Here is a 22,132-nt window from a genome sequence, read left to right as displayed (position 1 = left end):
CACACCCCTGGGTGAACAGACGAAGCTGGTCCCGTGCGGTACCGGCCCCCTGCCCCGGCCCCCCGAGGGGCAGAGACGACGAAACCAGGAGAGCCTGTGACAAAACAGCCGCCCGGTCCCTCGTGGGAATCGCCATACGGAATTTCCCGTTCTCCCAGCACGGAGGGTGAGCCTCGGCCCGGACGGTAGGCTCGCTCCGAGAAGCGGGATCTACCCTCCGTGACCGGCACCACCCAAGCGTCCGGCCCCAGCGACGTGGCCGACCCGGTCCCCCTCACGGGGTCACTCTTCACAACGGAAGGAGCCCTGAGACAGGGTGAACACGACGCCGACGAACGTATTCGAGTGGTCCGAACTGGACGAGCGGACTGTCGACACGGCCCGCGTCCTGGCCATGGACGCGGTCCAGAAGGTCGGCAACGGACACCCCGGGACGGCCATGTCGCTGGCCCCCGCGGCGTACCTGATCTTCCAGCGCTTCCTGCGCCACGACCCGACCGACCCGGCCTGGGTCGGCCGCGACCGTTTCGTGCTCTCCCCCGGGCACACCAGCCTGACCCTCTACACCCAGCTCTACCTCTCCGGCTACGGCCTGGAGCTCGACGACCTCAAGGCCTTCCGGGTCGCCGGCAGCCGCACCCCCGGCCACCCCGAGCACGGCCACACCGCGGGCGTCGAGACCACCACCGGCCCGCTGGGCCAGGGCATCGCCAACGCGGTGGGCATGGCGATGGCGGCCCGCTTCGAGCGCGGCCTCTTCGACCCGGACGCCGCGGCCGGCGAGTCGCCGTTCGACCACACCATCTGGGCCATCGTCTCCGACGGCGACCTGGAGGAGGGCATCTCCGCCGAGGCCTCCTCGCTGGCCGGCCACCAGAAGCTGGGCAACCTCGTCGCCCTGTACGACGACAACCACATCTCGATCGAGGGCGACACCGAGACGGCCTTCTCCGAGGACGTCCTCAAGCGCTACGAGGCGTACGGCTGGCACGTCCAGCGGGTCACCCCGAAGGCCAACGGCGACATCGACGTGGCCGCCCTGGCCGAGGCCCTGGCCGCCGCCAAGGCCGAGACCTCCCGCCCGTCGATGATCGCTATGCGCACGATCATCGCCTGGCCGGCCCCGGACGCCCAGAACACCGCCAAGGCACACGGCTCCGCGCTCGGCGCCGCCGAGATCGCCGCCACCAAGAAGGTCCTGGGCTTCGACCCGGAGAAGACCTTCGAGGTCGGCGACAAGGTGATCGAGCACGCCCGCCAGGTGATCAAGCGCGGCAAGGCCGCCCGCGACGCGTGGCAGCAGTCGTTCGAGGCCTGGCGCGGCGCCCACCCGCACCGCGCCGCCGAGTTCGACCGCATCCAGGCCGGCGAGCTGCCCGAGGGCTGGAAGAAGTCCGTCCCGGTCTTCGAGGCCGGCAAGGACGTCGCGACCCGCAAGGCCTCCGGCGAGACCCTCAAGGCGATCGGCGCGGTGATCCCGGAGCTGTGGGGCGGCTCGGCCGACCTCGCGGAGTCCAACCTCACCACCATCGACGAGGAGAGCTCCTTCCTCCCCGAGGGCAACCCGCTGAAGACCGCCAGCCCCTACGGCCGGACGATCCACTTCGGCATCCGCGAGCACGCCATGGGCTCGACCATGAACGGCATCGCGCTGCACGGCAGGACCCGCGTCTTCGGCGGCACCTTCCTGGTCTTCGCGGACTACATGCGCCCCGCCGTCCGCCTGGCCGCGCTGATGAAGCTGCCGGTCACCTACGTCTGGACGCACGACTCGATCGGCCTCGGCGAGGACGGCCCGACCCACCAGCCGGTCGAGCACATGGCCTCGCTGCGCGCCATCCCGGGCCTGGCCATGGTCCGCCCGGCCGACGCCAACGAGACGGCCGTCGCCTGGCGCACCGTGGTCGAGCGGCAGACCACCCACCCCGGCCCGGTCGGCCTGGCGCTCACCCGCCAGAACGTCCCGACCTTCGACCGCGAGGTGTTCGGCTCCGCCGAGGGCACCGCGAAGGGCGGCTACATCCTGGCCGAGGCCTCCGACGGCGACCCGCAGGTGATCCTGCTCGGCACCGGCTCCGAGGTCCAGCTGGCCGTCAAGGCCCGCGAGGTCCTGGAGGCCGAGGGCATCGCGACCCGCGTGGTCTCGCTGCCGTCCTTCGAGTGGTTCCAGGAGCAGGACCAGGCCTACCGCGACAGCGTGCTGCCGCCGTCGGTCAAGGCCCGCGTCTCGGTCGAGGCCGGCATCGCCCAGGGCTGGCGCGAGCTGGTCGGCGACCACGGCCGGATCGTCTCGCTGGAGCACTTCGGCGCCTCCGCCGACTACAAGGTGCTGTTCGAGGAGTTCGGCCTGACCTCCGAGCGGGTCGTCGCCGAGGCCCACAACGCACTGCGCTCGCTCGAAGCCGTCAACCGCTAGCGGCACCCGGGCCGGGGCCGCCGACCGCACATCGGCGCCCCGGCCCCTCTGACTACCCCACGAAGCAGAAGAAAAAAGGGACTGAAGCACCATGACTGACGCACTGAAGCGCCTCAGCGACGAAGGCGTGGCGATCTGGCTGGACGACCTCAGCCGCAAGCGGCTGAACACCGGCAACCTCGCCGAGCTGGTGCAGAACAAGCACGTGGTGGGTGTCACCACCAACCCGACCATCTTCCAGAAGGCGATCGGCGGCGGCGACTCCTCCTACGACGGCCAGCTGCGCGACCTCGCCGTCCGCAAGGTCACCACGGACGAGGCCGTCCGCATGATCACCACCTCGGACGTCCGCGACGCGGCCGACGTGCTGCGCCCGGTCTACGACGCCTCCAACGGCCGCGACGGCCGGGTCTCCATCGAGGTCGACCCGCGCCTGGCCCACGAGACCGCCGCGACCATCGCCGAGGCCAAGCAGCTCTGGTGGCTGGTCGACCGCCCGAACGTCTTCATCAAGATCCCCGCCACCAAGGCCGGCCTGCCCGCGATCAGCGAGGTCATCGGCAAGGGCATCAGCGTCAACGTCACGCTGATCTTCTCGCTGGAGCGCTACCGCGCCGTCATCGACGCCTACCTGACCGGCCTGGAGTCCGCCAAGGCCAAGGGCCTGGACCTCTCCCAGATCGAGTCGGTCGCCTCGTTCTTCGTCTCCCGCGTGGACACCGAGATCGACAAGCGCCTGGACAAGGTCGGCGGCGACGCCCGGGACCTGCGTTCCAAGGCCGCCCTGGCCAACGCCCGCCTCGCGTACCAGGCGTACGAGGAGGTCTTCGGCACCGTCGACGGCAAGACCGCCGGCAGCGACCGCTGGAAGGCCCTGGAGGCCGCCGGCGCCAAGCCGCAGCGTCCGCTCTGGGCCTCCACCGGCGTCAAGGACCCGGCCCTGCCGGACACCCTGTACGTCACCGAGCTGGTCGCCCCGGGCACCGTCAACACCATGCCCGAGGCCACCCTGGACGCCACCGGCGACCACGGCGTGATCACCGGCGGCACCATCGTCCCGAACTACGCCGACGCCAAGGCCGTGATGGACGCCATCGCCGCGGCCGGCGTGGACTACGACGACGTCGTCCAGGTGCTGGAGGACGAGGGCGTGGAGAAGTTCGAGCAGTCCTGGAACGAGCTGCTCGACACCGTCACGGCCTCGCTCGCCTCCTTCGCCGACGAGAAGTGATTCCCGCTCACAGCCAGCGCACGAAAGCGGAGCCCATCAAGTGAGCACTGATTTCCCTGAGTTGACATCGGACTCGGACGCGGGCGACCCCCCGCCGGCTCCCGTCAACCCGCTTCGTGACCCGGCCGACCGGCGGCTCCCGCGCATCGCGGGGCCGTCCGGTCTGGTCATCTTCGGGGTCACCGGCGACCTGTCCCGCAAGAAGCTGATGCCGGCCATCTACGACCTGGCCAACCGCGGCCTGCTGCCGCCGGGCTTCTCGCTCGTCGGCTTCGCCCGCCGCGAGTGGAAGGACGAGGACTTCGCCCAGGAGGTCCACGACGCGGTCAAGGAGCACGCGCGGACGCCCTTCCGCGAGGAGGTGTGGCAGCAGCTCGCCAAGGGCATGCGCTTCGTCCACGGCACCTTCGACGACGACGACGCCTTCGACAAGCTCCGCGGCACCATCGAGGAGCTCGACAAGGCGCAGGGCACCAGCGGCAACTTCGCCTTCTACCTGTCGGTCCCGCCGAAGTTCTTCCCGACCGTCGTCCAGCAGCTGAAGAAGCACGGCCTGGCCGACCCGCCCCAGGGATCCTGGCGGCGCGCGGTCATCGAGAAGCCCTTCGGCCACGACCTGGAGAGCGCCCAGGAGCTGAACCGGATCGTCCACGAGGTCTTCCCCCGGGACGAGGTCTTCCGGATCGACCACTACCTGGGCAAGGAGACCGTCCAGAACATCCTGGCGCTCCGCTTCGCCAACCAGATGTTCGAGCCGATCTGGAACCGGTCGTACGTCGACCACGTGCAGATCACCATGGCCGAGGACATCGGCATCGGCGGCCGGGCCGGCTACTACGACGGCATCGGCTCGGCCCGGGACGTCATCCAGAACCACCTGCTCCAGCTGATGGCGCTCACCGCCATCGAGGAGCCGGCGTCCTTCCACCCCAAGGCGCTGGTCGCCGAGAAGCTCAAGGTGCTCAGCGCCGTCAAGCTCCCGGCCGACCTCGGCAAGCACACCGTGCGCGGCCAGTACGCGGCCGGCTGGCAGGGCGGCGAGGAGGTGGGCGGCTACCTCGACGAGGACGGCATCAACCCGGACTCCAAGACCGACACCTACGCGGCCATCAAGCTGGAGATCAACAACCGCCGCTGGGCGGGCGTGCCGTTCTACCTGCGCACCGGCAAGCGGCTCGGCCGCCGGGTCACCGAGATCGCGGTGGTCTTCCAGCGCGCCCCGTACCTGCCGTTCGACTCCTACGCGACCGAGGAGCTGGGGCAGAACGCCCTGGTCATCCGGGTGCAGCCGGACGAGGGCGTCACGGTGCGGTTCGGCTCCAAGGTGCCGGGCACCTCCTTCGAGGTCCGGGACGTCACGATGGACTTCGCCTACGGCGAGTCCTTCACCGAGTCCAGCCCGGAGGCGTACGAGCGGCTCATCCTCGACGTGCTGCTCGGCGACGCCAACCTGTTCCCGCGCCACCAGGAGGTCGAGCTGTCCTGGCAGATCCTCGACCCGATCGAGAAGTACTGGGACTCCCACGGCAAGCCAGCCCAGTACCCGGCGGGCACCTGGGGCCCGGCCGAGGCGGACGAGATGCTCGCACGAGACGGCAGGAGCTGGCGCCGGCCATGAAGATCGACCTCACGAACACGACCTCCAGCAAGATCAACGCAGCGCTGATGGAGGCGCGCCGGGGCAACGGCGCCACCGCCGCCGGCATGGTGCTCACGCTGGTGATCGTGACCGACGAGGGCAGCGCCTACGACGCCCTCAAGGCCGCCAACGACGCCTCGCGGGAGCACCCCTCGCGCACCCTGGCGGTCATCAAGCGCGCCGGGCGCTCGCCCCGGGCCCGCGCCGAGACCCGCCTGGACGCCGAGATCCTGGTCGGCAGCGACGCCGGCTCCGGCGAGACGGTCGTCCTGCGCATGCACGGCGAGCTCGTCGCGCACGCCCAGTCGGTCGTCCTGCCGCTGCTCCTCCCGGACGCCCCGGTGGTCGTCTGGTGGCCGGAGAACGCTCCGCTGCACCCGGCCCAGGACCCGCTGGGCTCGATCGCCCAGCGCCGGATCACCGACGCCGTCACCGCGGAGTCCCCGGTCGGCCAGCTCGCCCAGCGGGCCCAGAGCTACACCCCGGGCGACACCGACCTGGCCTGGACGCGGATCACCGGCTGGCGCTCGATGCTGGCCGCCGCGCTGGACCAGCGGCCGTCCACGATCACCTCCGCGGTGGTCGAGGGCGAGTCGTACAACCCCAGCGTCGAGCTGCTCGGCCTCTGGCTGCACAACCGGCTGCACGTGCCGGTCGAGCGGGTCGTCACCGGCGGCCCGGGCATCACCGCGGTGCACCTGCGCACCCCGGACGGGGACATCACCCTGGACCGCCCGGACGGCCTGATGGGCACGCTGTCGATGCCCGGCTCGCCGGACCGCCAGGTGGCGCTCAAGCGGCGCGAGACGTCCGAGCTGATCGCGGAGGAGCTGCGCCGGCTCGACCCGGACGACATCTACGCGACGGCCGTGCGCACGCCCGTCGAGCGGCTGCGCGAGATGGCTGCGGCCGAGCCGGCCGGGCACGCGGTCGCCGAGGCCGCGGTGGCCAACCCCTCGCGGGTGACCGCCAAGGTGCCGGGCGCCGCCGCACCGGAGGAGGCCGCCGACCAGGAGTCGGCGCCGAAGAAGACCGCCGCGAAGAAGGCTCCGGCCAAGAGTGCGGACAAGAAGGCGGGATCGTGACCGCGGCCACCCCGCAGCTGGTCGTCCACCGGGACAAGGAGCTGATGGCCCAGGCGGCCGCGGCCCGGCTGATCACCCGGATCGTGGACGCCCAGGCCGCCCGTGGCACCGCCTCGGTGGTGCTCACGGGCGGGCGCAACGGCAACGCCCTGCTGGCCGCCATCGCCGTCTCCCCCGCCCGGGACGCGGTCGACTGGGCCCGGCTGGACCTCTGGTGGGGCGACGAGCGCTTCGTGCCCTCCGCCGACCCGGAGCGCAACGCCGTCCAGGCCCGGGCGGAGCTGCTCGACGCCGTCCCGATCGACCCCGCGCGGGTGCACGAGATGCCCGCCTCGGACGGCGTGGACGGCTCGGACGTGGAGGCCGCCGCGGCCCGCTACGCCGAGGAGCTGGCGAAGGCGGCCGGGCCGGGTGACCGGCTCGACGTCCCCGCCTTCGACGTGCTGCTGCTCGGCGTCGGACCGGACACCCACGTCGCCTCGCTCTTCCCCGAGCACCCGGGCGTCCGGGAGACCGAGCTGACGGTGGTCGGCGTGCGCGGTGCTCCGAAGCCCCCGCCGACCCGCGTCTCGCTCACCCTCCCGGCCATCCGGGCGGCCCGTGAGGTCTGGCTGCTGGCGGCGGGCGAGGACAAGGCCGGCGCGGTCGCGGTGGCCCTCTCCGGCCCGGGGGAGCTCCAGGCGCCCGCCTCGGGCGCGTACGGCCGCAGCCGCACCCTCTGGCTGCTGGACCGGGCCGCGGCGGCGCAGATCCCGCCGCAGCTGTACCCGCCGGCCTCGGCGTAGCCCCGGCCACGGCCACGGCCACGCGAAAGGGCGCCACCGTCGGAGAACGGTGGCGCCCTTCGTGTTGTCAGGTCTCAGATCTCGCCGCGCAGCTTCGCCAGGGCCTCGGCGAGGATCGCCTCGCCGTCGGCGTCGGTGCGCCGCTCGCGCACGTAGGCGAGGTGGGTCTTGTACGGCTCGTTGCGCGAGGGGGCGGGCGGGTTGTGCTCGTCCTGGCCGGCCGGGAAACCGCAGCGCGGGCAGTCCCAGGTGTCCGGGATGACCGCCTCCGCGGCGAAGCTGGGGCGGGTCTCGTGCTTGTTGGCACACCAGAAGGTGATCCGGTTGCGCGGGGCGGACTCGCCGCGCTCCGCCTCCCCCATCGGGCCGGCTCCGACCCTGCTGCCACGGATGGCGTTGCCACTTGCCACGGTCTGACTCCCTGCGTGCTGGTGCGCCGACCCGCCGCGGTGCGCGTCGGTGGCGAAAGTCGTCCTAGTGTAAGCAGGAGTTAAGGATCCACGACCACCGGCTCCGCCCCGGACCGTTCCAGCATAGGCCGCGGGGCGACGAGGCGTCAGAGATATGTCAGCTCTTGTACTTGAGCACCAGGCCGAGCACGACGATGCATGCGAACCAGCCGACGGCGACAATGATCGTGATGCGGTCCAGGTTGCGCTCGGCCACCGCCGAACCGCCGCCGGTGGACATCGCGCCGCCACCGAACATGTCGGAAAGGCCGCCGCCCTTCCCCTTGTGCAGCAGCACCAGGAGGATCATCAGCAGGCTGAAGATGATCAGGGCAATCGAGAACCCGATAACCACGACGGGACCAACTCTCTCGTATCTTCGGCGAAGGGGCCGGGCCGCGCTGAGCGGTCCGGCCCCAAAGCCTACGTTGCTGCGGCGGCGTTAGCCTACTGCCTGCTCACGGTACCGCACGATCTTGACGAACTCGTCGGCGTCCAGGGAGGCACCGCCGATCAGGCCGCCGTCGACGTCGGGCTTGGCCATCAGGCCGGCCGCGCTCGACGACTTGACCGAACCGCCGTACAGCACGCGGACCTTGCCGGCCAGCTCGGCGTCGTACAGCTCGGCGATCCGCACGCGGATCGCGGCGCAGACCTCCTGGGCGTCCTCGGGGGTCGCCACCTCGCCGGTGCCGATCGCCCAGACCGGCTCGTACGCGACGACGATGGACTCGGCGTGCGCGGCCGGGACGTCCTGCAGGGCGCCGTCGAGCTGGGCCAGCGTGTACTCGACGTGGGTGCCGGCCTTGCGGATGTCCAGCGGCTCGCCGATGCAGAGGATCGGCGTGACCCCGCTGCGGTAGGCGGCCTTCACCTTGGCGTTGACGATCTCCTCGTTCTCGCCGTGGTACTGGCGGCGCTCCGAGTGGCCGATCACCGCGTAGGTGCACTTCAGCTTGGACAGCATCGGGCCGGAGACCTCGCCGGTGTACGCACCGGAGTCGTGCTGCGAGATGTCCTGCGAGCCGTACTTGATCTTCAGCTTGTCGCCGTCGACCAGGGTCTGCACCGAACGGAGGTCGGTGAACGGCACCAGGACGGCGACCTCGACCGACTCGTAGTCCTTGTCGGCCAGCGCGAAGGCCAGCTTCTGGGTGTGCTGGATGGCCTCAAGGTGGTTGAGGTTCATCTTCCAGTTGCCCGCCATCAGCGGGAGACGCTCAGTCATTGCCTCAGCCTTCCAGGGCGGCGAGACCGGGGAGGGTCTTGCCCTCCAGGTACTCGAGGCTCGCGCCACCGCCGGTCGAGATGTGCCCGAACTCCGTCTCGTCGAAGCCCAGGATGCGGACGGCCGCGGCGGAGTCGCCGCCACCGACCACGGTGAACGCGTCGCTGTCGAGCAGCGCCTGCGCGACTGCCTTGGTGCCCTCGGCGAAGGTCGGGTGCTCGAAGACGCCCACCGGACCGTTCCAGAACACCGTCCCGGCGTCGGCCAGCTTCGCCGCGAAGAGCTCGCGGGTCTTCGGGCCGATGTCCAGGCCTTCCTTGTCCTCCGGGATCTCGCTCGCGGCGACGATCGCGAAGTCCTCGACCGGGGCGTGCGTCTTGGTGTCGGGGAACTTCGCGGAGACCGCGACGTCCACCGGCAGCACGAACTCGACGCCGTTCTCCTCGCCGCGCTTCAGGTAGTCCAGGACCACGGGGACCTGGTCCTTCTGCAGCAGCGAGATGCCGACCTCGTTGCCGAGGGCGTACAGGAAGGTGTACGCCATGCCGCCGCCGATCAGGATGCGGTCGGCCTTGCCGAGCAGGTTGTCGATCACGCCGACCTTGTCGGACACCTTGGAGCCGCCGAGCACGACGACGTACGGGCGCTCGACCTCCTCGGTGAGGCGCTTCAGCACGCCCACCTCGGTGGCGATCAGGTCGCCGACGGCGTGCGGCAGGCGGGCCGGCAGGTCGAAGACGGAGGCGTGCTTGCGGTGCACCGCACCGAAGCCGTCGCCCACGTACAGGTCGGCCAGCAGGGCCAGCTCGTCCGCGAAGGCGCCGCGCTCGGCGTCGTCCTTGCTGGTCTCGCCGGCGTTGAAGCGCAGGTTCTCCAGCAGCGTGACCTCGCCGTCGGCCAGGGCGGCGACGGTGGCCTTCGCGCTCTCGCCCACGGTGTCGGCCGCGAAGGAGACCGGCCTGCCGAGGATCTCGCCGAGGCGGGCGGCCACCGGCGCGAGGGAGAACTGCGGGTCCGGCTCGCCCTTGGGGCGGCCGAGGTGGGAGGCGACGACGACCTTGGCGCCACGCTCGGCGAGCTTGGCGATGGTCGGCGCGACGGCACGGATCCGGCCGTCGTCGGTGATCGTGCCGCCGGACAGCGGGACGTTCAGGTCCGCGCGAACGAATACGCGCTTGCCGGCGACGTCGAGGTCTTCGATGGTCTTCACGGTCTTCCGTCTCCTGGGGGGTGGAGCAAGGACGGCACAACGGCGGGCCGTCAAAGGGGAGTTGAGGGTGCGCAGACGAGGGCCCGGATGGCGTCGAAGCCTTCCGGGCCCTCCCCCTTACTTCACGTCAGCTCCCGCTGCGTCAGAGCTGGCCACCGACGAGGCTGGTCAGGTTGACGAGGCGGTTCGAGTAGCCCCACTCGTTGTCGTACCAGCCGAAGACCTTGACCTGGTTGCCCTGGACCATGGTCATCAGCGAGTCGAAGATCGTGGAGAACGGCGAGTTCACGATGTCGGAGGAGACGATCGGGTCCTCGGTGTACTGCAGGATGCCCTTGAGCGAGCCCTCGGACGCCTTCTGGAAGGCGGCGTTGACCTCCTCGACGGTGACGTCGCGCTCCAGGGTGACGACCAGGTCGGTGATCGAGCCGGTCGGGACCGGGACGCGCAGCGAGGTGCCGTCCAGCTTGCCCTTCAGCTCGGGCAGCACCAGCGCGGTGGCCTTGGCGGCACCGGTGGAGGTCGGGATGATGTTGAGGGCGGCGGCGCGGGCGCGACGCAGGTCCTTGTGCGGGAAGTCCAGGGTGACCTGGTCGTTGGTGTACGCGTGCACCGTGGTCATCAGACCCTTGACGATGCCGAAGTTCTCGTTCAGCACCTTGGCCAGCGGCGCCACGCAGTTGGTGGTGCAGGAGGCGTTGGAGATGACGGTGTGCTTGGCGGCGTCGTACTTGTCGTCGTTGACGCCCATGACGATGGTGACGTCCTCGTCGGTGGCGGGCGCCGAGATGATGACCTTCTTGGCACCGGCGGTGACGTGCTTCTTGGCCGCCTCGGCCTTGGTGAAGATGCCGGTGGACTCGATGACGATGTCCACGCCCAGCTCGCCCCAGGGCAGGTTGGCCGGGTCACGCTCGGCGATGACCTTGAAGGTCTTGCCGTCGACGGTGATGCTGTTCTCGGTGTGCGAGACCTCGCCCTGGAAGGTGCCCAGGATCGAGTCGTACTTGAGCAGGTGCGCCAGGGTCTTGGTGTCGGTCAGGTCATTGACACCGACGATCTCGATGTCTGCGCCCTGGGCCTTGACCGCACGGAAGAAGTTGCGGCCGATGCGGCCGAATCCGTTGATGCCTACCCGGATCGTCACGAACCGATCTCCTCGTTAGGTACGCCGGAACTATGCCGACGGGGTGGAATTTGGGATGTCCCCGACCGCCTACGACCCTACCCCTCCGAGGCGTGCCGGGGCACATCAGGCCGGGTCAAAGACCCTGGCGTGGCGTGTCAAGGGGCCACGAACAGGACTTCCACCCCTCCCCCCGCAGGAAGTTGGTCCCACATCCCGGACACCCCGCCAGGGGCTCCGCCGTCGGCGGTTCGGACACGGAACGGCCGGTACCCGGGATTCCGGGTACCGGCCGTTCTCCACCACGATCCGCGATCGCTGTCAAGGCCCCCTAGTTGAGCGCCATCTCGTCGGTCAGATTGGCCTCGGTGCTCGGCAGGCCGAGCTCGGAGGCCCGCTTGTCGGCCATCGCCAGCAGCCGGCGGATCCGGCCGGCCACCGCGTCCTTGGTCAGCGGCGGGTCGGCCAGCGCGCCCAGCTCCTCCAGCGAGGCCTGCTTGTGCTGCATCCGCAACTGACCGGCGGCGGCCAGGTGCTCGGGCACCTCGTCGCCGAGGATCTCCAGCGCGCGCTGCACCCGGGCGCCGGCCGCCACCGCGGCGCGGGCCGAGCGGCGCAGGTTGGCGTCGTCGAAGTTGGCCAGGCGGTTGGCGGTGGCCCGCACCTCGCGCCGCATCCGGCGCTCCTCCCAGGCGAGCACCGACTCGTGGGCGCCGAGCCGGGTCAGCAGCGCGCCGATGGCGTCGCCGTCGCGGATCACCACCCGGTCCACGCCGCGCACCTCGCGGGCCTTGGCCGGGATGCCGAGCCGGCGGGCGGCGCCGACCAGGGCGAGGGCGGCCTCGGAGCCGGGGCAGGTGATCTCCAGCGAGGAGGAGCGGCCGGGCTCGGTGAGCGAGCCGTGCGCGAGGAACGCCCCGCGCCAGGCCGCCTCGGCGTCACAGGTGGCGCCGGAGACCACGGCCGGCGGCAGGCCCCGGATCGGCCGCCCGCGGCCGTCCACCAGTCCGGTCTGGCGCGCCAGCAGCTCGCCGTCCTTGACCACCCGGACCACGTAGCGGCTGCCGCGGCGCAGACCGCCGGGCGCCATCACGACCAGGTCCGAGGAGTGTCCGAAGATCTCCAGCAGGTCCTTGCGCAGACGGCGCGCCGCCGCGCCGGTGTCCAGCTCCGCCTCGATCACGATGCGGCCGCTCACGATGTGCAGCCCGCCCGCGAAACGCAGGATCGCCGAGACCTCCGCCTTGCGGCAGCAGGCCCGGGTGACCGGGAGCCGGCTGATTTCGTCCTTCACCGCTGGAGTCATCGCCATGGCCCGATCCTTCCATGTGTCCGGAAAATCCGGTCGTACGCGGCGGCCAAGAGCTCCGGGTCGTGTCGCGGCGTCCCGTCGGTACGGGCCACCCGCCCGAGCACCAGGGCCGCGCCCATCCGCTCGGCGGCCTTCTCCAGGCCGGCCAGGTCCGCCTGCCCGAAGGCGCCGCCGGTGACGGCGCGCTCGTCCACCAGGATCGCATCCACCGCGAGGGTGGGTGCGTGGTCGGCGATGACCTCCAGGTGACGCTGCGGGGTGAAGCCCTCCGTCTCGCCGGGCTGGGGGGCGAGGTTCAGGGTGAGCAGCCGACGGGCCCGGGTCTCGGTGAGCGCCTTGGCCAGCTCGGGCACCAGCAGGTGGGGCAGCACGCTGGTGAACCAGGAACCGGGGCCGAGGACCACCCAGTCCGCCTCGCGGACGGCGGTGACGGCCTCCGGGGCGGCCGGGGGCTCGTCCGGCAGCAGCCGGACCGACTCCACGGTGCCGGGCGTCGCGGCGACACTGGCCTGGCCGCGCACCGCGGAGACCTCTCCGGGGCGGGCCGGGTCGTGCCCGCGGACTATCGCCTCGATGTCCAGCGGGACCGCCGACATCGGCAGCACCCGGCCCTGGACGTTCAGCAGCCGGCCCACCCAGTCCAGGGCGGCGACCGGGTCCCCGAGCTTCTCCCAGAGCGCGACGATCAGCAGGTTGCCGACGGCGTGGCCGCCCAGTTCGCCGGTGCCGGTGAAGCGCTGCTGGATCACCTCGGACCAGGTGCGGCCCCAGTCGTCGTCGCCGCAGAGCGCGGCCAGCGCCTTGCGCAGGTCGCCCGGCGGCAGCACCCCGAGCTCCTCGCGCAGCCGGCCGCTGGATCCGCCGTCGTCGGCCACCGTGACCACGGCGGTGAGGTCGGTGGTGAGCCGGCGCAGGGCAGAGAGCGAGGCGGAGAGGCCCTGGCCGCCGCCGAGGGCGGTGATCCGGGGGGCCTGGTTGGACCGGGGCGCCTGACTGGTGCGCGCCGGGCCCGGGCGGGCCGGGTTGGTCCGGGCCTGCCCGGTCCGCGGCCTGCCGGGCGCCGCGGCGCGCGGCGGGACCCCCGTCCGGTCGGCGGTCTTGTTCTGGAGCTGCCGCCCGGGCACGTATCCCGTCACACCTACCTCGCGTTCCTCTTGCCCGCCGCCGGCCTCCGCCGGCGGCCCGGCAGGGGCGCGGCGGCTACTCCCGTCCCATGTCACGGTGGACGAGCACGGTTTCCACTCCGTCCGCGATGAGACGCTTCGTCAGGCGCTCGGACATCGCGACGCTGCGGTGCTTGCCACCGGTGCAGCCTACGGCAAGCGTCATGTAGCGCTTCCCCTCGCGGCGGTACCCCTCGGTGATGATGCGCAGCAGCTCGGCGTAGCCGTTGAGGAACTCGTTGGCCCCGGGCTGCTGGAACACGTAGTCGGCGACGTCGGCGTCGGTGCCGGTACGGGCGCGCAGCTCGGGGACCCAGTGCGGGTTGGGCAGGAAGCGGCAGTCCACCACGAGGTCGGCGTCGACCGGCAGGCCGTACTTGAAGCCGAAGGACATCACCGTGGCGCGCAGCTCGGGTTCGTCGTGGTCGGCGAACTGGGCGTCCAGCTTGGCGCGCAGCTGGTGCACGTTGAGGTTGGAGGTGTCGATCACCAGGTCGGCCTCGCCGCGCAGGTCGCGCAGCAGGTCGCGCTCCCGGGCGATGCCGTCGACGATCCGGCCGTCGGCCTGGAGCGGGTGCGGGCGGCGCACGCTCTCGAAGCGGCGGACCAGGGCGTCGTCGGAGGAGTCCAGGAAGACGACGCTCAGCCGGACGCCGCGCTTCTCCAGCTCGTCCAGCGAGGTGAGCAGGTCGTCGAAGAACTGCCGGCCGCGGACGTCCACCACGACGCCGATCCGGGCCACGTTGCCCTGGGAGCGGGCGCCGAGGTCGACCATGGTCGGGATGAGGGCCGGCGGCAGGTTGTCCACCACGAACCAGCCCAGGTCCTCCAGGCACTTGGCCGCGGTGGAGCGACCCGCTCCGGACATGCCGGAGATGATCACCAGCTCCGGGGCGTTCTCTCCCGCGTCTGACATCGTCACTTCGGTTCCCCGCTCTCGGTGGTTCTGCTGAGGAGAACGCGCGTCGCGCGGGCACGCTTCCCCGGCTCACTCGGACGAGTGGGCTCGGGGCGCGCCGGCTGACGGGCGGCGTCGGCCGTCATGGCGTCTCCTGGGACGTTGCTGCCTGGGGCGCCGCGCCGGCCGCCGGGCCGGCCACGTCGGCGCTGTCATCGATGATCTCGCCGGTGGCGGTGTTCACAGCCGGTGCCGCGGGTGTACGGGAGGACAACGCTGCCGCAACAGTCTCCGCCGTCCGGCGTCCGATGCCGGGGACGGCGCAGAGCTCGTCGACGGTGGCCGCGCGGAGCCGCTTCAGCGAGCCGAAGTGCTTGAGCAGCGCCTGGCGGCGAGTCTCTCCGAGGCCGGGGACTGAGTCCAGTTCCCCGGCGGTGAGTCGCCTGGAACGCTTGGCGCGCTGGTAGGTGATGGCGAAGCGGTGCGCCTCGTCGCGGACCCGCTGGAGCAGGTAGAGGCCCTCGCTGCTGCGGGGCAGGACCACCGGGTCGTCCTCGCCGGGCAGCCAGACCTCCTCCAGGCGCTTGGCCAGGCCGCAGAGGGCGACGTCGTCGATGCCCAGCTCGTCCAGGGCGCGCCTGGCGGCGGCGACCTGCGGCTGGCCGCCGTCGACGACCAACAGCTGCGGCGGGTAGGCGAAGCGGCGGGGGCGGCCGGTCTCCGGGTCGACCGGCCCGGCGGGCGCCTCCTGGCCGTCGGGGGCCTCCTGGCCGGCCGCGTCCGCGGTGGCGGCGACCGGGTCGTCGGCCTCGGGGACGGCCCACTCCCCCGTCTGCTCGCGCTCCTGGAGGTAGCGGCGGAACCGGCGGGTGATCACCTCGTGCATCGAGCGGACGTCGTCCTGGCCCTCGAAGCCCTTGATCTGGAAGCGCCGGTACTCGCTCTTGCGGGCCAGGCCGTCCTCGAAGACCACCATCGAGGCGACCACGTCCTCGCCCTGGAGGTGGGAGATGTCGAAGCACTCGATGCGCAGCGGGACGGAGTCCAGCTCCAGCGCGTCGGCGATCTCCTGGAGGGCCCGGCTACGGGTGGTGAGGTCGGAGGCGCGCTTGGTCTTGTGCAGTGCCAGCGCCTGCTGGGCGTTGCGCTGCACGGTGGCCATGAGGTCCTTCTTGTCGCCGCGCTGCGGGACGCGCAGGTCCACCTGGGCGCCGCGGAGGCCGCTCAGCCACTCCTTCACGGGGCCGACCGGTTCGGGCAGCGCGGGGACCAGCACCTCGCGCGGGACGGCCTCGCTCCGTTCGTCCCCGCCGGCACCGCCGTAGAGCTGCTGGAGCGCGTGCTCGACCAGGCCCGCGGTGTCCACGTCCTCGACCTTGTCGGTGACCCAGCCGCGCTGGCCGCGGACCCGGCCGCCGCGGACGTGGAAGATCTGGACGGCGGCCTCCAGCTCGTCCTCGGCGACGGCGAGCAGGTCGGCGTCGGTGGCGTCGGCGAGCACGATGGCGTTCTTCTCCATCGCGCGCTTGAGCGCCCCGATGTCGTCCCGCAGCCGGGCCGCCTTCTCGTACTCCATCTCCGCGGCGGCCTCCTGCATCTGCTCTTCCAGCCGGCGCAGGTAGTTGCCGGTGCGGCCGGCCATGAAGTCGCAGAAGTCCTCGGCCAGCGCCCGGTGTTCGTCGGCCGAGACCTTGCCGACGCAGGGCGCGGCGCACTTGCCGATGTAGCCGAGCAGGCAGGGCCGGCCGACCTGGCGGGCGCGCTTGAAGACGCCGTTGGAGCAGGTCCGGACGGGGAAGACGCGCAGCAGCAGGTCGACCGTCTCGCGGATCGCCCAGGCGTGCCCGTACGGGCCGAAGTAGCGCACGCCCTTCTTGTGCGCCCCGCGCATCACCTGGACCCGCGGGTACTCCTCGTTGAGGGTGACCGCCAGCTCCGGATAGCTCTTGTCGTCGCGGTACTTGACGTTGAAGCGGGGGTCGAACTCCTTGATCCAGGAGTACTCCAGCTGGAGCGCCTCGACCTCGGTGGCGACCACCGTCCACTCCACCGAGGCCGCGGTGGTGACCATCGTCGCGGTGCGCGGGTGCAGCCCGGCGAGGTCCTGGAAGTAGGACGACAGCCGGGGGCGCAGGCTCTTGGCCTTGCCGACGTAGATGACCCGACCGTGGGCGTCGCGGAACTTGTAGACGCCCGGCGAGACCGGGATGGCGCCCGGGGCCGGGCGGTAGGTGGACGGGTCAGCCATGGGTCCACCGTACCGAGTCGGGCCGGGCGTGCGGAGGGGAGATCGACCGGGCGGAGATCAACTGCTTCAGCTCGGGGTCACCTTGAGGTTCCCGCCCTCGACCGCCACCGTGTACTCGGGCAGCGGGGTGGGGGCGGGACCGTCGAGCACGGCGCCGTCGGTGATGCCGAACATGCTGCCGTGGCAGGGGCATTGGATCTTCTGGTTCTTGACCTGGTCGACGATGCAGCCGGCGTGGGTGCACTTGGCGCTGAAGGCCTTGTACTGGCCCTCGGCCGGCTGGGTCACCACGATCTTCTTGTCGCGGTAGACGGTGCCGCCGCCGACCGGCACCGCGGAGGCCGGGCCGACGTCCACCGGGGTCTTGGCGGCAGGGGTGCCGGAGGAGCCGGAGGAGGACGAGGAGCAGCCGGAGACCGCCAGCGTGCCGCCGCCGGCGGCGAGCACGGCCGCGGCCCCGCAGAGCAGGGTGCGGCGGGAGGTGGCGGGGCTCTCGGCCTGCGGGCTCTCGGGTGCCTCGGACATGGGTGCGCTCCTGGTCTGGCGGCGGGCTCGGCTGCTGGGGTCGCCGGGAATTCTATGCGGCCCTTACCGGCCGCCCCCACGGGTGGGGGCGGCCGGTGAGCGGTGCCGCACGGTAGGGCCGGCGGGGCTACTTCTTCGCGGCGGCCCGCTTGCGCGGGGCCTTGACCGCCACCGGGGCGTCGGCGAACTCGCCCGGGAGGATGTCCCGCAGGAACTTGCCGGTGTGGCTCTCCGGGACGGCGGCGATCTGCTCCGGGGTGCCCTCGGCGACCACCGTGCCGCCGCCGGAACCACCCTCGGGGCCCATGTCGACGATCCAGTCGGCGGTCTTGATCACATCGAGGTTGTGCTCGATGACGATCACCGTGTTGCCCTTCTCCACCAGGCCGGAGAGCACCTTGATCAGCTTGCTGATGTCCTCGAAGTGCAGGCCGGTGGTGGGCTCGTCCAGGACGTAGACCGTCCGGCCGGTGGAGCGCTTCTGCAGCTCGGAGGCGAGCTTGACGCGCTGCGCCTCGCCGCCGGAGAGCGTCGGCGCGGACTGGCCGAGCCGGACGTAGCCGAGGCCGACGTCGTTGAGCGTCTTCAGGTGGCGGGCGATCGCGGGGACGGCCTCGAAGAAGTGCAGGGCCTCCTCGATCGGCATGTCCAGCACCTCGGCGATGGACTTGCCCTTGTAGTGGACCTCCAGCGTCTCCCGGTTGTACCGGGCGCCGTGGCAGACCTCGCACGGCACGTAGACGTCGGGCAGGAAGTTCATCTCGATCTTGATGGTGCCGTCGCCGGAGCAGTTCTCGCAGCGGCCGCCCTTGACGTTGAACGAGAAGCGGCCCGGCAGGTAGCCGCGCACCTTGGCCTCCTGCGTCTCCGCGAAGAGCCGCCGGACGTGGTCGAACACGCCGGTGTAGGTGGCCGGGTTGGAGCGCGGGGTGCGGCCGATCGGCGACTGGTCGACGTGCACCACCTTGTCCACCAGGTCGGTGCCGGTGATCCGGGTGTGCCGGCCGGGCACGCTGCGGGCGCCGTTCAGCTCCCGGGCGAGGTGGGTGTAGAGGATGTCGTTGACCAGCGTCGACTTGCCGGAGCCGGAGACGCCGGTGATCGCGGTGAACGTCCCGAGCGGGAAGCCGACCGTGACGTCCTTGAGGTTGTGCTCGCGGGCGCCGTGGACGGTCAGCTGGCGCTTCCGGTCCCGGTCGCGGCGGGCGGCCGGGATCGGGATGGACCGCTTGCCGGAGAGGTACTGGCCGGTCAGCGACTCCTTGTTGCCGAGCAGCTGCTTCAGCGAGCCGGAGTGCACGACCTTGCCGCCGTGCTCGCCGGCGCCGGGGCCGATGTCGACCACCCAGTCGGCCATCTTGATGGTGTCCTCGTCGTGCTCGACGACGATCAGGGTGTTGCCGATGTCCCGCAGCCGGACGAGCGTCTCGATCAGGCGGTGGTTGTCGCGCTGGTGCAGGCCGATGGAGGGCTCGTCCAGCACGTAGAGCACGCCGACCAGGCCGGAGCCGATCTGGGTGGCGAGCCGGATCCGCTGGGCCTCGCCGCCGGAGAGGGTGCCGGCCGCGCGGTTGAGCGAGAGGTAGTCCAGGCCGACGTCGACCAGGAAGCGCAGCCGCTCGTTGACCTCCTTGAGGACGCGCTCGGCGATCTGCTTGTCCCGCGCGTTGAGCTTCATCGCGCCGAGGAAGTCCGAGCAGTCGCTGATCGACATGGCCGAGACGTCCGCGATCGACCGGCCCTCGACGGTGACGGCGAGCACGACCGGCTTGAGCCGGGTGCCCTCGCACGTCGGGCAGGGCACCTCGCGCATGTAGCCCTCGAAGCGCTCCCGGCTGGAGTCGCTCTCCGCCTCGGTGTGCCGGCGCTGGATGAACGGGACGGCGCCCTCGAAGCCCGTGGTGTACGAGCGGTCCCGCCCGTAGCGGTTGCGGTAGCGGACCTCGACCTGGTGCTTGTGCCCGTACAGCAGCGCCTTCCTGGCGCGGGCCGGCAGCCCGGCCCAGGGGATGTCGGTGCGGAAGCCCAGCTCGCCGGCGAGGGCGTCGATCAGCCGCTGGAAGTACTCCTTGGTGTGGCCGCCCGACCACGGGTGGATGGCGCCCTCGTCCAGCGACTTCTCGTCGTCGGGGACGACCAGCTCCGGGTCCACCTCCATCCGGTTGCCCAGGCCCGAGCAGTCCGGGCAGGCGCCGAACGGCGAGTTGAAGGAGAACGAGCGCGGCTCCAGCTCCTCGAACGACACGTCGTCGTACGGGCAGTAGAGGTGCTCGGAGTACATCCGCTCGCGCTCGGGGTCGTCCTCCGGGAGGTCGACGAAGTCGAGCACCACCATGCCGCCGCTCAGCCGCAGGGCCGTCTCCACCGAGTCGGTCAGGCGGCGCTTGGCGCTCTCCTTGACGGTCAGGCGGTCGATGACCACCTCGACGGTGTGCTTCTCCTGCTTCTTGAGCTTGGGCGGCTCGGCGAGCTGGACCGTCTCGCCGTCCACCCGGGCGCGGGCGTAGCCCTTGGACTGGAGGTCGGCGAAGAGGTCGACGAACTCGCCCTTGCGCTCGCGCACCACGGGGCTGAGCACCTGGAACCGGGTGCCCTCGGTGAGCTCCAGCACCTTGTCCACGACGGCCTGCGGGGACTGCTTGGCGATCGGGCGGCCGCAGTGCGGGCAGTGCGGCTTGCCGATCCGGGCGAACAGCAGGCGCAGGTAGTCGTAGACCTCGGTGATGGTGCCGACGGTCGAGCGCGGGTTGCGGTTGGTGGACTTCTGGTCGATCGAGACGGCCGGGGAGAGGCCCTCGATGAAGTCGACGTCGGGCTTGTCCATCTGCCCCAGGAACTGGCGGGCGTAGGAGGACAGCGACTCGACGTACCGGCGCTGCCCCTCGGCGAAGATCGTGTCGAAGGCCAGCGAGGACTTTCCGGACCCGGAGAGGCCCGTGAAGACGATGAGGGAGTCGCGGGGCAGGTCGAGCGAGACGTTCTTGAGGTTGTGCTCGCGAGCACCGCGGACGATGAGCCGGTCGGCCACTGCTTCTGGCGCCTTTCTCCGGGGCGAGATGGCTGGTGAAAGTGAGGTGTTCTTCTTCCAGGATGCGGCAGCCAGCCTACTAGCTCACGCGTTCGATTATCGAGCTTGTCCAGCCAGGTCCACCCGAACGAGTGACGGCGGCCTCGGGGCCGTCCGTACCCGGTCCGAAAAGGCCCTGCTCAGGGCCGGGGTTCGGAGGTAGCGTCAGCTGGTCAACGAGCGGAGCCCCACCGGGGCAACGCACCGCCTCCGAAGAGAAGGCCCACCCGATGACCGACCCGCAGACCGCCGCCGCCCTCGCAGCCGACCGGCTCGCCCTGGTCGGGGAGAGCACCCGGCACCTGCTGCACACCGTCTCCGAGCTGAAGCCCGAGGCCGTCGCCGAGCCGTCCGCACTCCCCGGCTGGACCAGGGGCCACGTCCTGGCCCACCTCGCCCGCAACGCCGACTCCCTGGTCAACCTGCTGAACGGCGCCCGCACCGGCACCGACATCCCGCAGTACGCGAGCAACGAGGCCCGCGACCAGGAGATCGAGGACGGCGCGCCCCGCCCGGTGGACGTCCAGCTCGCCGACCTGGAGGCGAGCGACCGGCGCTTCGCCGAGGCCGCCGCGCTGCTGCCCGGCGAGGCGTGGAGCGCCGACGTCCGGCACCGTACCGGCTACGTCTTCCCGGCCTGCGACATCCCGTGGAAGCGCCTCGCCGAGGTCGAGTACCACCACGTCGACCTGGACGCCGGCTACACCCCCGCGCACTGGCCGGAGGCCTTCGCGGTGGCCGAGTTCCGCAGGATCGCCGCCAGGCTGGCCGACGCCGCCCTGCCGGCCGTCGAGCTGGTCGCCGACGACACCGAGGACCGCGGCGCGATCGGCTCGGGCGGGCCGGGGCTGGTCGTCGAGGGCCCGGTCCGCGCACTGCTCGCCTGGCTCTCCGGCCGCTCGGACGGCGACGGGCTCCAGGTCCACCGGGGCGGTGTCCAGCTCGCCGACGGCCGCGCCGCGCTGCCCCCGCTTCCCCCGCTGGGCTGACGGCGCGAGGATGATCCTGACCCCTGTAGCGACCTGACGAGGAGCGGACGGATGACGTACCACGGAGCGGTCAAGGTCGGCGGACCGCCGGACGTGCGCGAGCTGGCCCATCTGATCATCACCAAGGTGGCCGTCGGGCCGTACGACAACAACGCCTACCTGCTGCGCTGCCGGGCCACCGACGAGCAGCTGCTGATCGACGCCGCCGCCGACGCGCCGGTGCTGCTGGAGACCGTCGGCGACGAGCTGGCCACCGTGGTGACCACGCACCGCCACCACGACCACTGGGCGGCGCTCGCCGAGGTGGTCGCCACCACCGGCGCCCGCACGGCCGCCGGCGAGCACGACGCCGAGGGCATCGACGTCCCCACCGAGCTGCGGCTCGCGGACGGCGACACCCTCCGGGTCGGCCAGGTGGAGCTGACCGCCCGGCACCTGGTCGGCCACACCCCCGGCGCGATCGTGCTGGTCTACGACGACCCGCAGGGCCACCCGCACGTCTTCACCGGCGACTGCCTCTTCCCGGGCGGGGTGGGCAACACGTGGGGCGACGCGGCGGCCTTCGAGAGCCTCTACCGGGACGTCAACGAGAAGATCTTCGACGTCCTGCCGGACGAGGCCTGGGTCTACCCCGGCCACGGCAACGACACCACCCTCGGCGCCGAGCGCCCGCACCTCCAGGAGTGGCGCGAGCGCGGCTGGTGACCGCCCCGGCCACCGGGAACGACGGCGGGGCCCCCCACCCGGCCGGGGGGGGGGAC

The 22,132-nt window shown here is 71.6% G+C and carries 18 protein-coding genes; 7 read left to right on the top strand and 11 right to left on the bottom strand.

All coding sequences use genetic code 11. The features are described 5' to 3' along the window. Positions 1–316 precede the first annotated feature (316 nt). From tkt to pgl, 5 genes are all read left to right on the top strand, one after another. Entirely contained in the window at positions 317–2,416 is a 2,100-nt protein-coding gene (gene tkt, locus ACFC1F_RS33100) for a transketolase (RefSeq protein ID WP_376163906.1), read from the top strand. A gap of 91 nt (positions 2,417–2,507) precedes the next feature. Next, positions 2,508–3,647, top strand: a complete 1,140-nt coding sequence (gene tal, locus ACFC1F_RS33095; RefSeq protein WP_376163904.1) for a transaldolase — start codon at positions 2,508–2,510, stop codon at positions 3,645–3,647. Between the two features lie 61 nt (positions 3,648–3,708). Further along, positions 3,709–5,265 carry a glucose-6-phosphate dehydrogenase gene (gene zwf / locus ACFC1F_RS33090; protein WP_376163913.1) on the top strand — a complete coding sequence of 519 codons (1,557 nt, stop codon included), beginning with the start codon at positions 3,709–3,711 and terminating at the stop codon, positions 5,263–5,265. After that, positions 5,262–6,371 (top strand): glucose-6-phosphate dehydrogenase assembly protein OpcA, encoded by a 1,110-nt coding sequence (gene opcA / locus ACFC1F_RS33085; protein ID WP_376163902.1) that lies wholly within the window; start codon positions 5,262–5,264, stop codon positions 6,369–6,371. The genes zwf and opcA overlap by 4 nt, the downstream gene beginning before the upstream one ends. Then, on the top strand, positions 6,368–7,156 hold the full coding sequence (gene pgl, locus ACFC1F_RS33080; RefSeq protein ID WP_376163900.1) for a 6-phosphogluconolactonase: 789 nt from the start codon (positions 6,368–6,370) through the stop codon (positions 7,154–7,156). Before opcA ends, pgl begins: the two co-directional genes overlap by 4 nt. 74 nt (positions 7,157–7,230) lie before the next feature. Here the strand turns inward: pgl and ACFC1F_RS33075 are convergent, their stop codons facing one another. The 11 genes from ACFC1F_RS33075 to uvrA form a co-directional block, all read right to left on the bottom strand. Then, positions 7,231–7,566 (bottom strand): RNA polymerase-binding protein RbpA, encoded by a 336-nt coding sequence (locus tag ACFC1F_RS33075; protein ID WP_079135914.1) that lies wholly within the window; start codon positions 7,564–7,566, stop codon positions 7,231–7,233. Between the two features lie 157 nt (positions 7,567–7,723). Beyond that, a complete protein-coding gene (secG, locus tag ACFC1F_RS33070) occupies positions 7,724–7,960 on the bottom strand; it encodes a preprotein translocase subunit SecG (protein WP_376163898.1) in 237 nt (78 codons plus the stop codon). Positions 7,961–8,047: 87 nt separating this feature from the next. Next, positions 8,048–8,833 carry a triose-phosphate isomerase gene (tpiA, locus tag ACFC1F_RS33065; protein ID WP_209411693.1) on the bottom strand — a complete coding sequence of 262 codons (786 nt, stop codon included), beginning with the start codon at positions 8,831–8,833 and terminating at the stop codon, positions 8,048–8,050. A gap of 4 nt (positions 8,834–8,837) precedes the next feature. Further along, entirely contained in the window at positions 8,838–10,043 is a 1,206-nt protein-coding gene (locus ACFC1F_RS33060) for a phosphoglycerate kinase (protein WP_376163896.1), read from the bottom strand. A gap of 142 nt (positions 10,044–10,185) precedes the next feature. Then, positions 10,186–11,190, bottom strand: coding sequence for a type I glyceraldehyde-3-phosphate dehydrogenase (gene gap, locus ACFC1F_RS33055; RefSeq protein WP_209411691.1), 1,005 nt, complete (start codon positions 11,188–11,190; stop codon positions 10,186–10,188). 310 nt (positions 11,191–11,500) lie between these two features. Beyond that, positions 11,501–12,481: a DNA-binding protein WhiA gene (gene whiA, locus ACFC1F_RS33050; protein ID WP_209411690.1), complete on the bottom strand. Its 981-nt coding sequence runs from the start codon at positions 12,479–12,481 to the stop codon at positions 11,501–11,503. Further along, the gene (gene yvcK / locus ACFC1F_RS33045) at positions 12,472–13,617 is read right to left on the bottom strand and encodes a uridine diphosphate-N-acetylglucosamine-binding protein YvcK (RefSeq protein WP_376163894.1); all 1,146 of its coding nucleotides are present in this window, start codon (positions 13,615–13,617) and stop codon (positions 12,472–12,474) included. The genes whiA and yvcK overlap by 10 nt, the downstream gene beginning before the upstream one ends. 64 nt (positions 13,618–13,681) lie before the next feature. Next, complete coding sequence (gene rapZ, locus ACFC1F_RS33040) at positions 13,682–14,560, bottom strand: RNase adapter RapZ (protein WP_148642546.1); 879 nt, start codon at positions 14,558–14,560, stop codon at positions 13,682–13,684. Between the two features lie 124 nt (positions 14,561–14,684). Next, entirely contained in the window at positions 14,685–16,790 is a 2,106-nt protein-coding gene (uvrC, locus tag ACFC1F_RS33035) for an excinuclease ABC subunit UvrC (protein WP_209411689.1), read from the bottom strand. A 66-nt stretch (positions 16,791–16,856) separates the two neighbouring features. Beyond that, on the bottom strand, positions 16,857–17,315 hold the full coding sequence (locus ACFC1F_RS33030) for a Rieske (2Fe-2S) protein (protein ID WP_148642548.1): 459 nt from the start codon (positions 17,313–17,315) through the stop codon (positions 16,857–16,859). A gap of 127 nt (positions 17,316–17,442) precedes the next feature. Continuing rightward, complete coding sequence (gene uvrA / locus ACFC1F_RS33025) at positions 17,443–20,343, bottom strand: excinuclease ABC subunit UvrA (RefSeq protein WP_376163893.1); 2,901 nt, start codon at positions 20,341–20,343, stop codon at positions 17,443–17,445. Positions 20,344–20,612: 269 nt separating this feature from the next. Here uvrA and ACFC1F_RS33020 point away from each other — a divergent pair, with 269 nt between their 5' ends. Both ACFC1F_RS33020 and ACFC1F_RS33015 read left to right on the top strand, forming a co-directional pair. Beyond that, positions 20,613–21,371, top strand: coding sequence for a maleylpyruvate isomerase family mycothiol-dependent enzyme (locus tag ACFC1F_RS33020; RefSeq protein ID WP_376163891.1), 759 nt, complete (start codon positions 20,613–20,615; stop codon positions 21,369–21,371). Between the two features lie 51 nt (positions 21,372–21,422). After that, the gene (locus ACFC1F_RS33015; protein ID WP_376163889.1) at positions 21,423–22,076 is read left to right on the top strand and encodes an MBL fold metallo-hydrolase; all 654 of its coding nucleotides are present in this window, start codon (positions 21,423–21,425) and stop codon (positions 22,074–22,076) included. The last annotated feature ends 56 nt before the right edge of the window (positions 22,077–22,132 follow it).

Origin of the sequence: Kitasatospora sp. NPDC056181, assembly GCF_042266225.1 — a bacterium.
In the GTDB taxonomy this organism is placed as follows: Bacteria; Actinomycetota; Actinomycetes; order Streptomycetales; family Streptomycetaceae; genus Kitasatospora.
Note: the sequence above shows the minus strand (reverse complement) of the source record. Positions and strands in the feature narration are given on the sequence as shown.

What these genes read in the sequence shown, in the direction of transcription:
- uvrC (WP_209411689.1), bottom strand. Translation starts at nt 16,790, where the DNA reads ATGGCTGACCCGTCCACCTACCGCCCGGCCCCGGGCGCCATCCCGGTC.
- ACFC1F_RS33020 (WP_376163891.1), top strand. Translation starts at nt 20,613, where the DNA reads ATGACCGACCCGCAGACCGCCGCCGCCCTCGCAGCCGACCGGCTCGCC.
- whiA (WP_209411690.1), bottom strand. Translation starts at nt 12,481, where the DNA reads ATGGCGATGACTCCAGCGGTGAAGGACGAAATCAGCCGGCTCCCGGTC.
- rapZ (WP_148642546.1), bottom strand. Translation starts at nt 14,560, where the DNA reads ATGTCAGACGCGGGAGAGAACGCCCCGGAGCTGGTGATCATCTCCGGC.
- tpiA (WP_209411693.1), bottom strand. Translation starts at nt 8,833, where the DNA reads ATGACTGAGCGTCTCCCGCTGATGGCGGGCAACTGGAAGATGAACCTC.
- opcA (WP_376163902.1), top strand. Translation starts at nt 5,262, where the DNA reads ATGAAGATCGACCTCACGAACACGACCTCCAGCAAGATCAACGCAGCG.
- ACFC1F_RS33030 (WP_148642548.1), bottom strand. Translation starts at nt 17,315, where the DNA reads ATGTCCGAGGCACCCGAGAGCCCGCAGGCCGAGAGCCCCGCCACCTCC.
- tal (WP_376163904.1), top strand. Translation starts at nt 2,508, where the DNA reads ATGACTGACGCACTGAAGCGCCTCAGCGACGAAGGCGTGGCGATCTGG.
- ACFC1F_RS33015 (WP_376163889.1), top strand. Translation starts at nt 21,423, where the DNA reads ATGACGTACCACGGAGCGGTCAAGGTCGGCGGACCGCCGGACGTGCGC.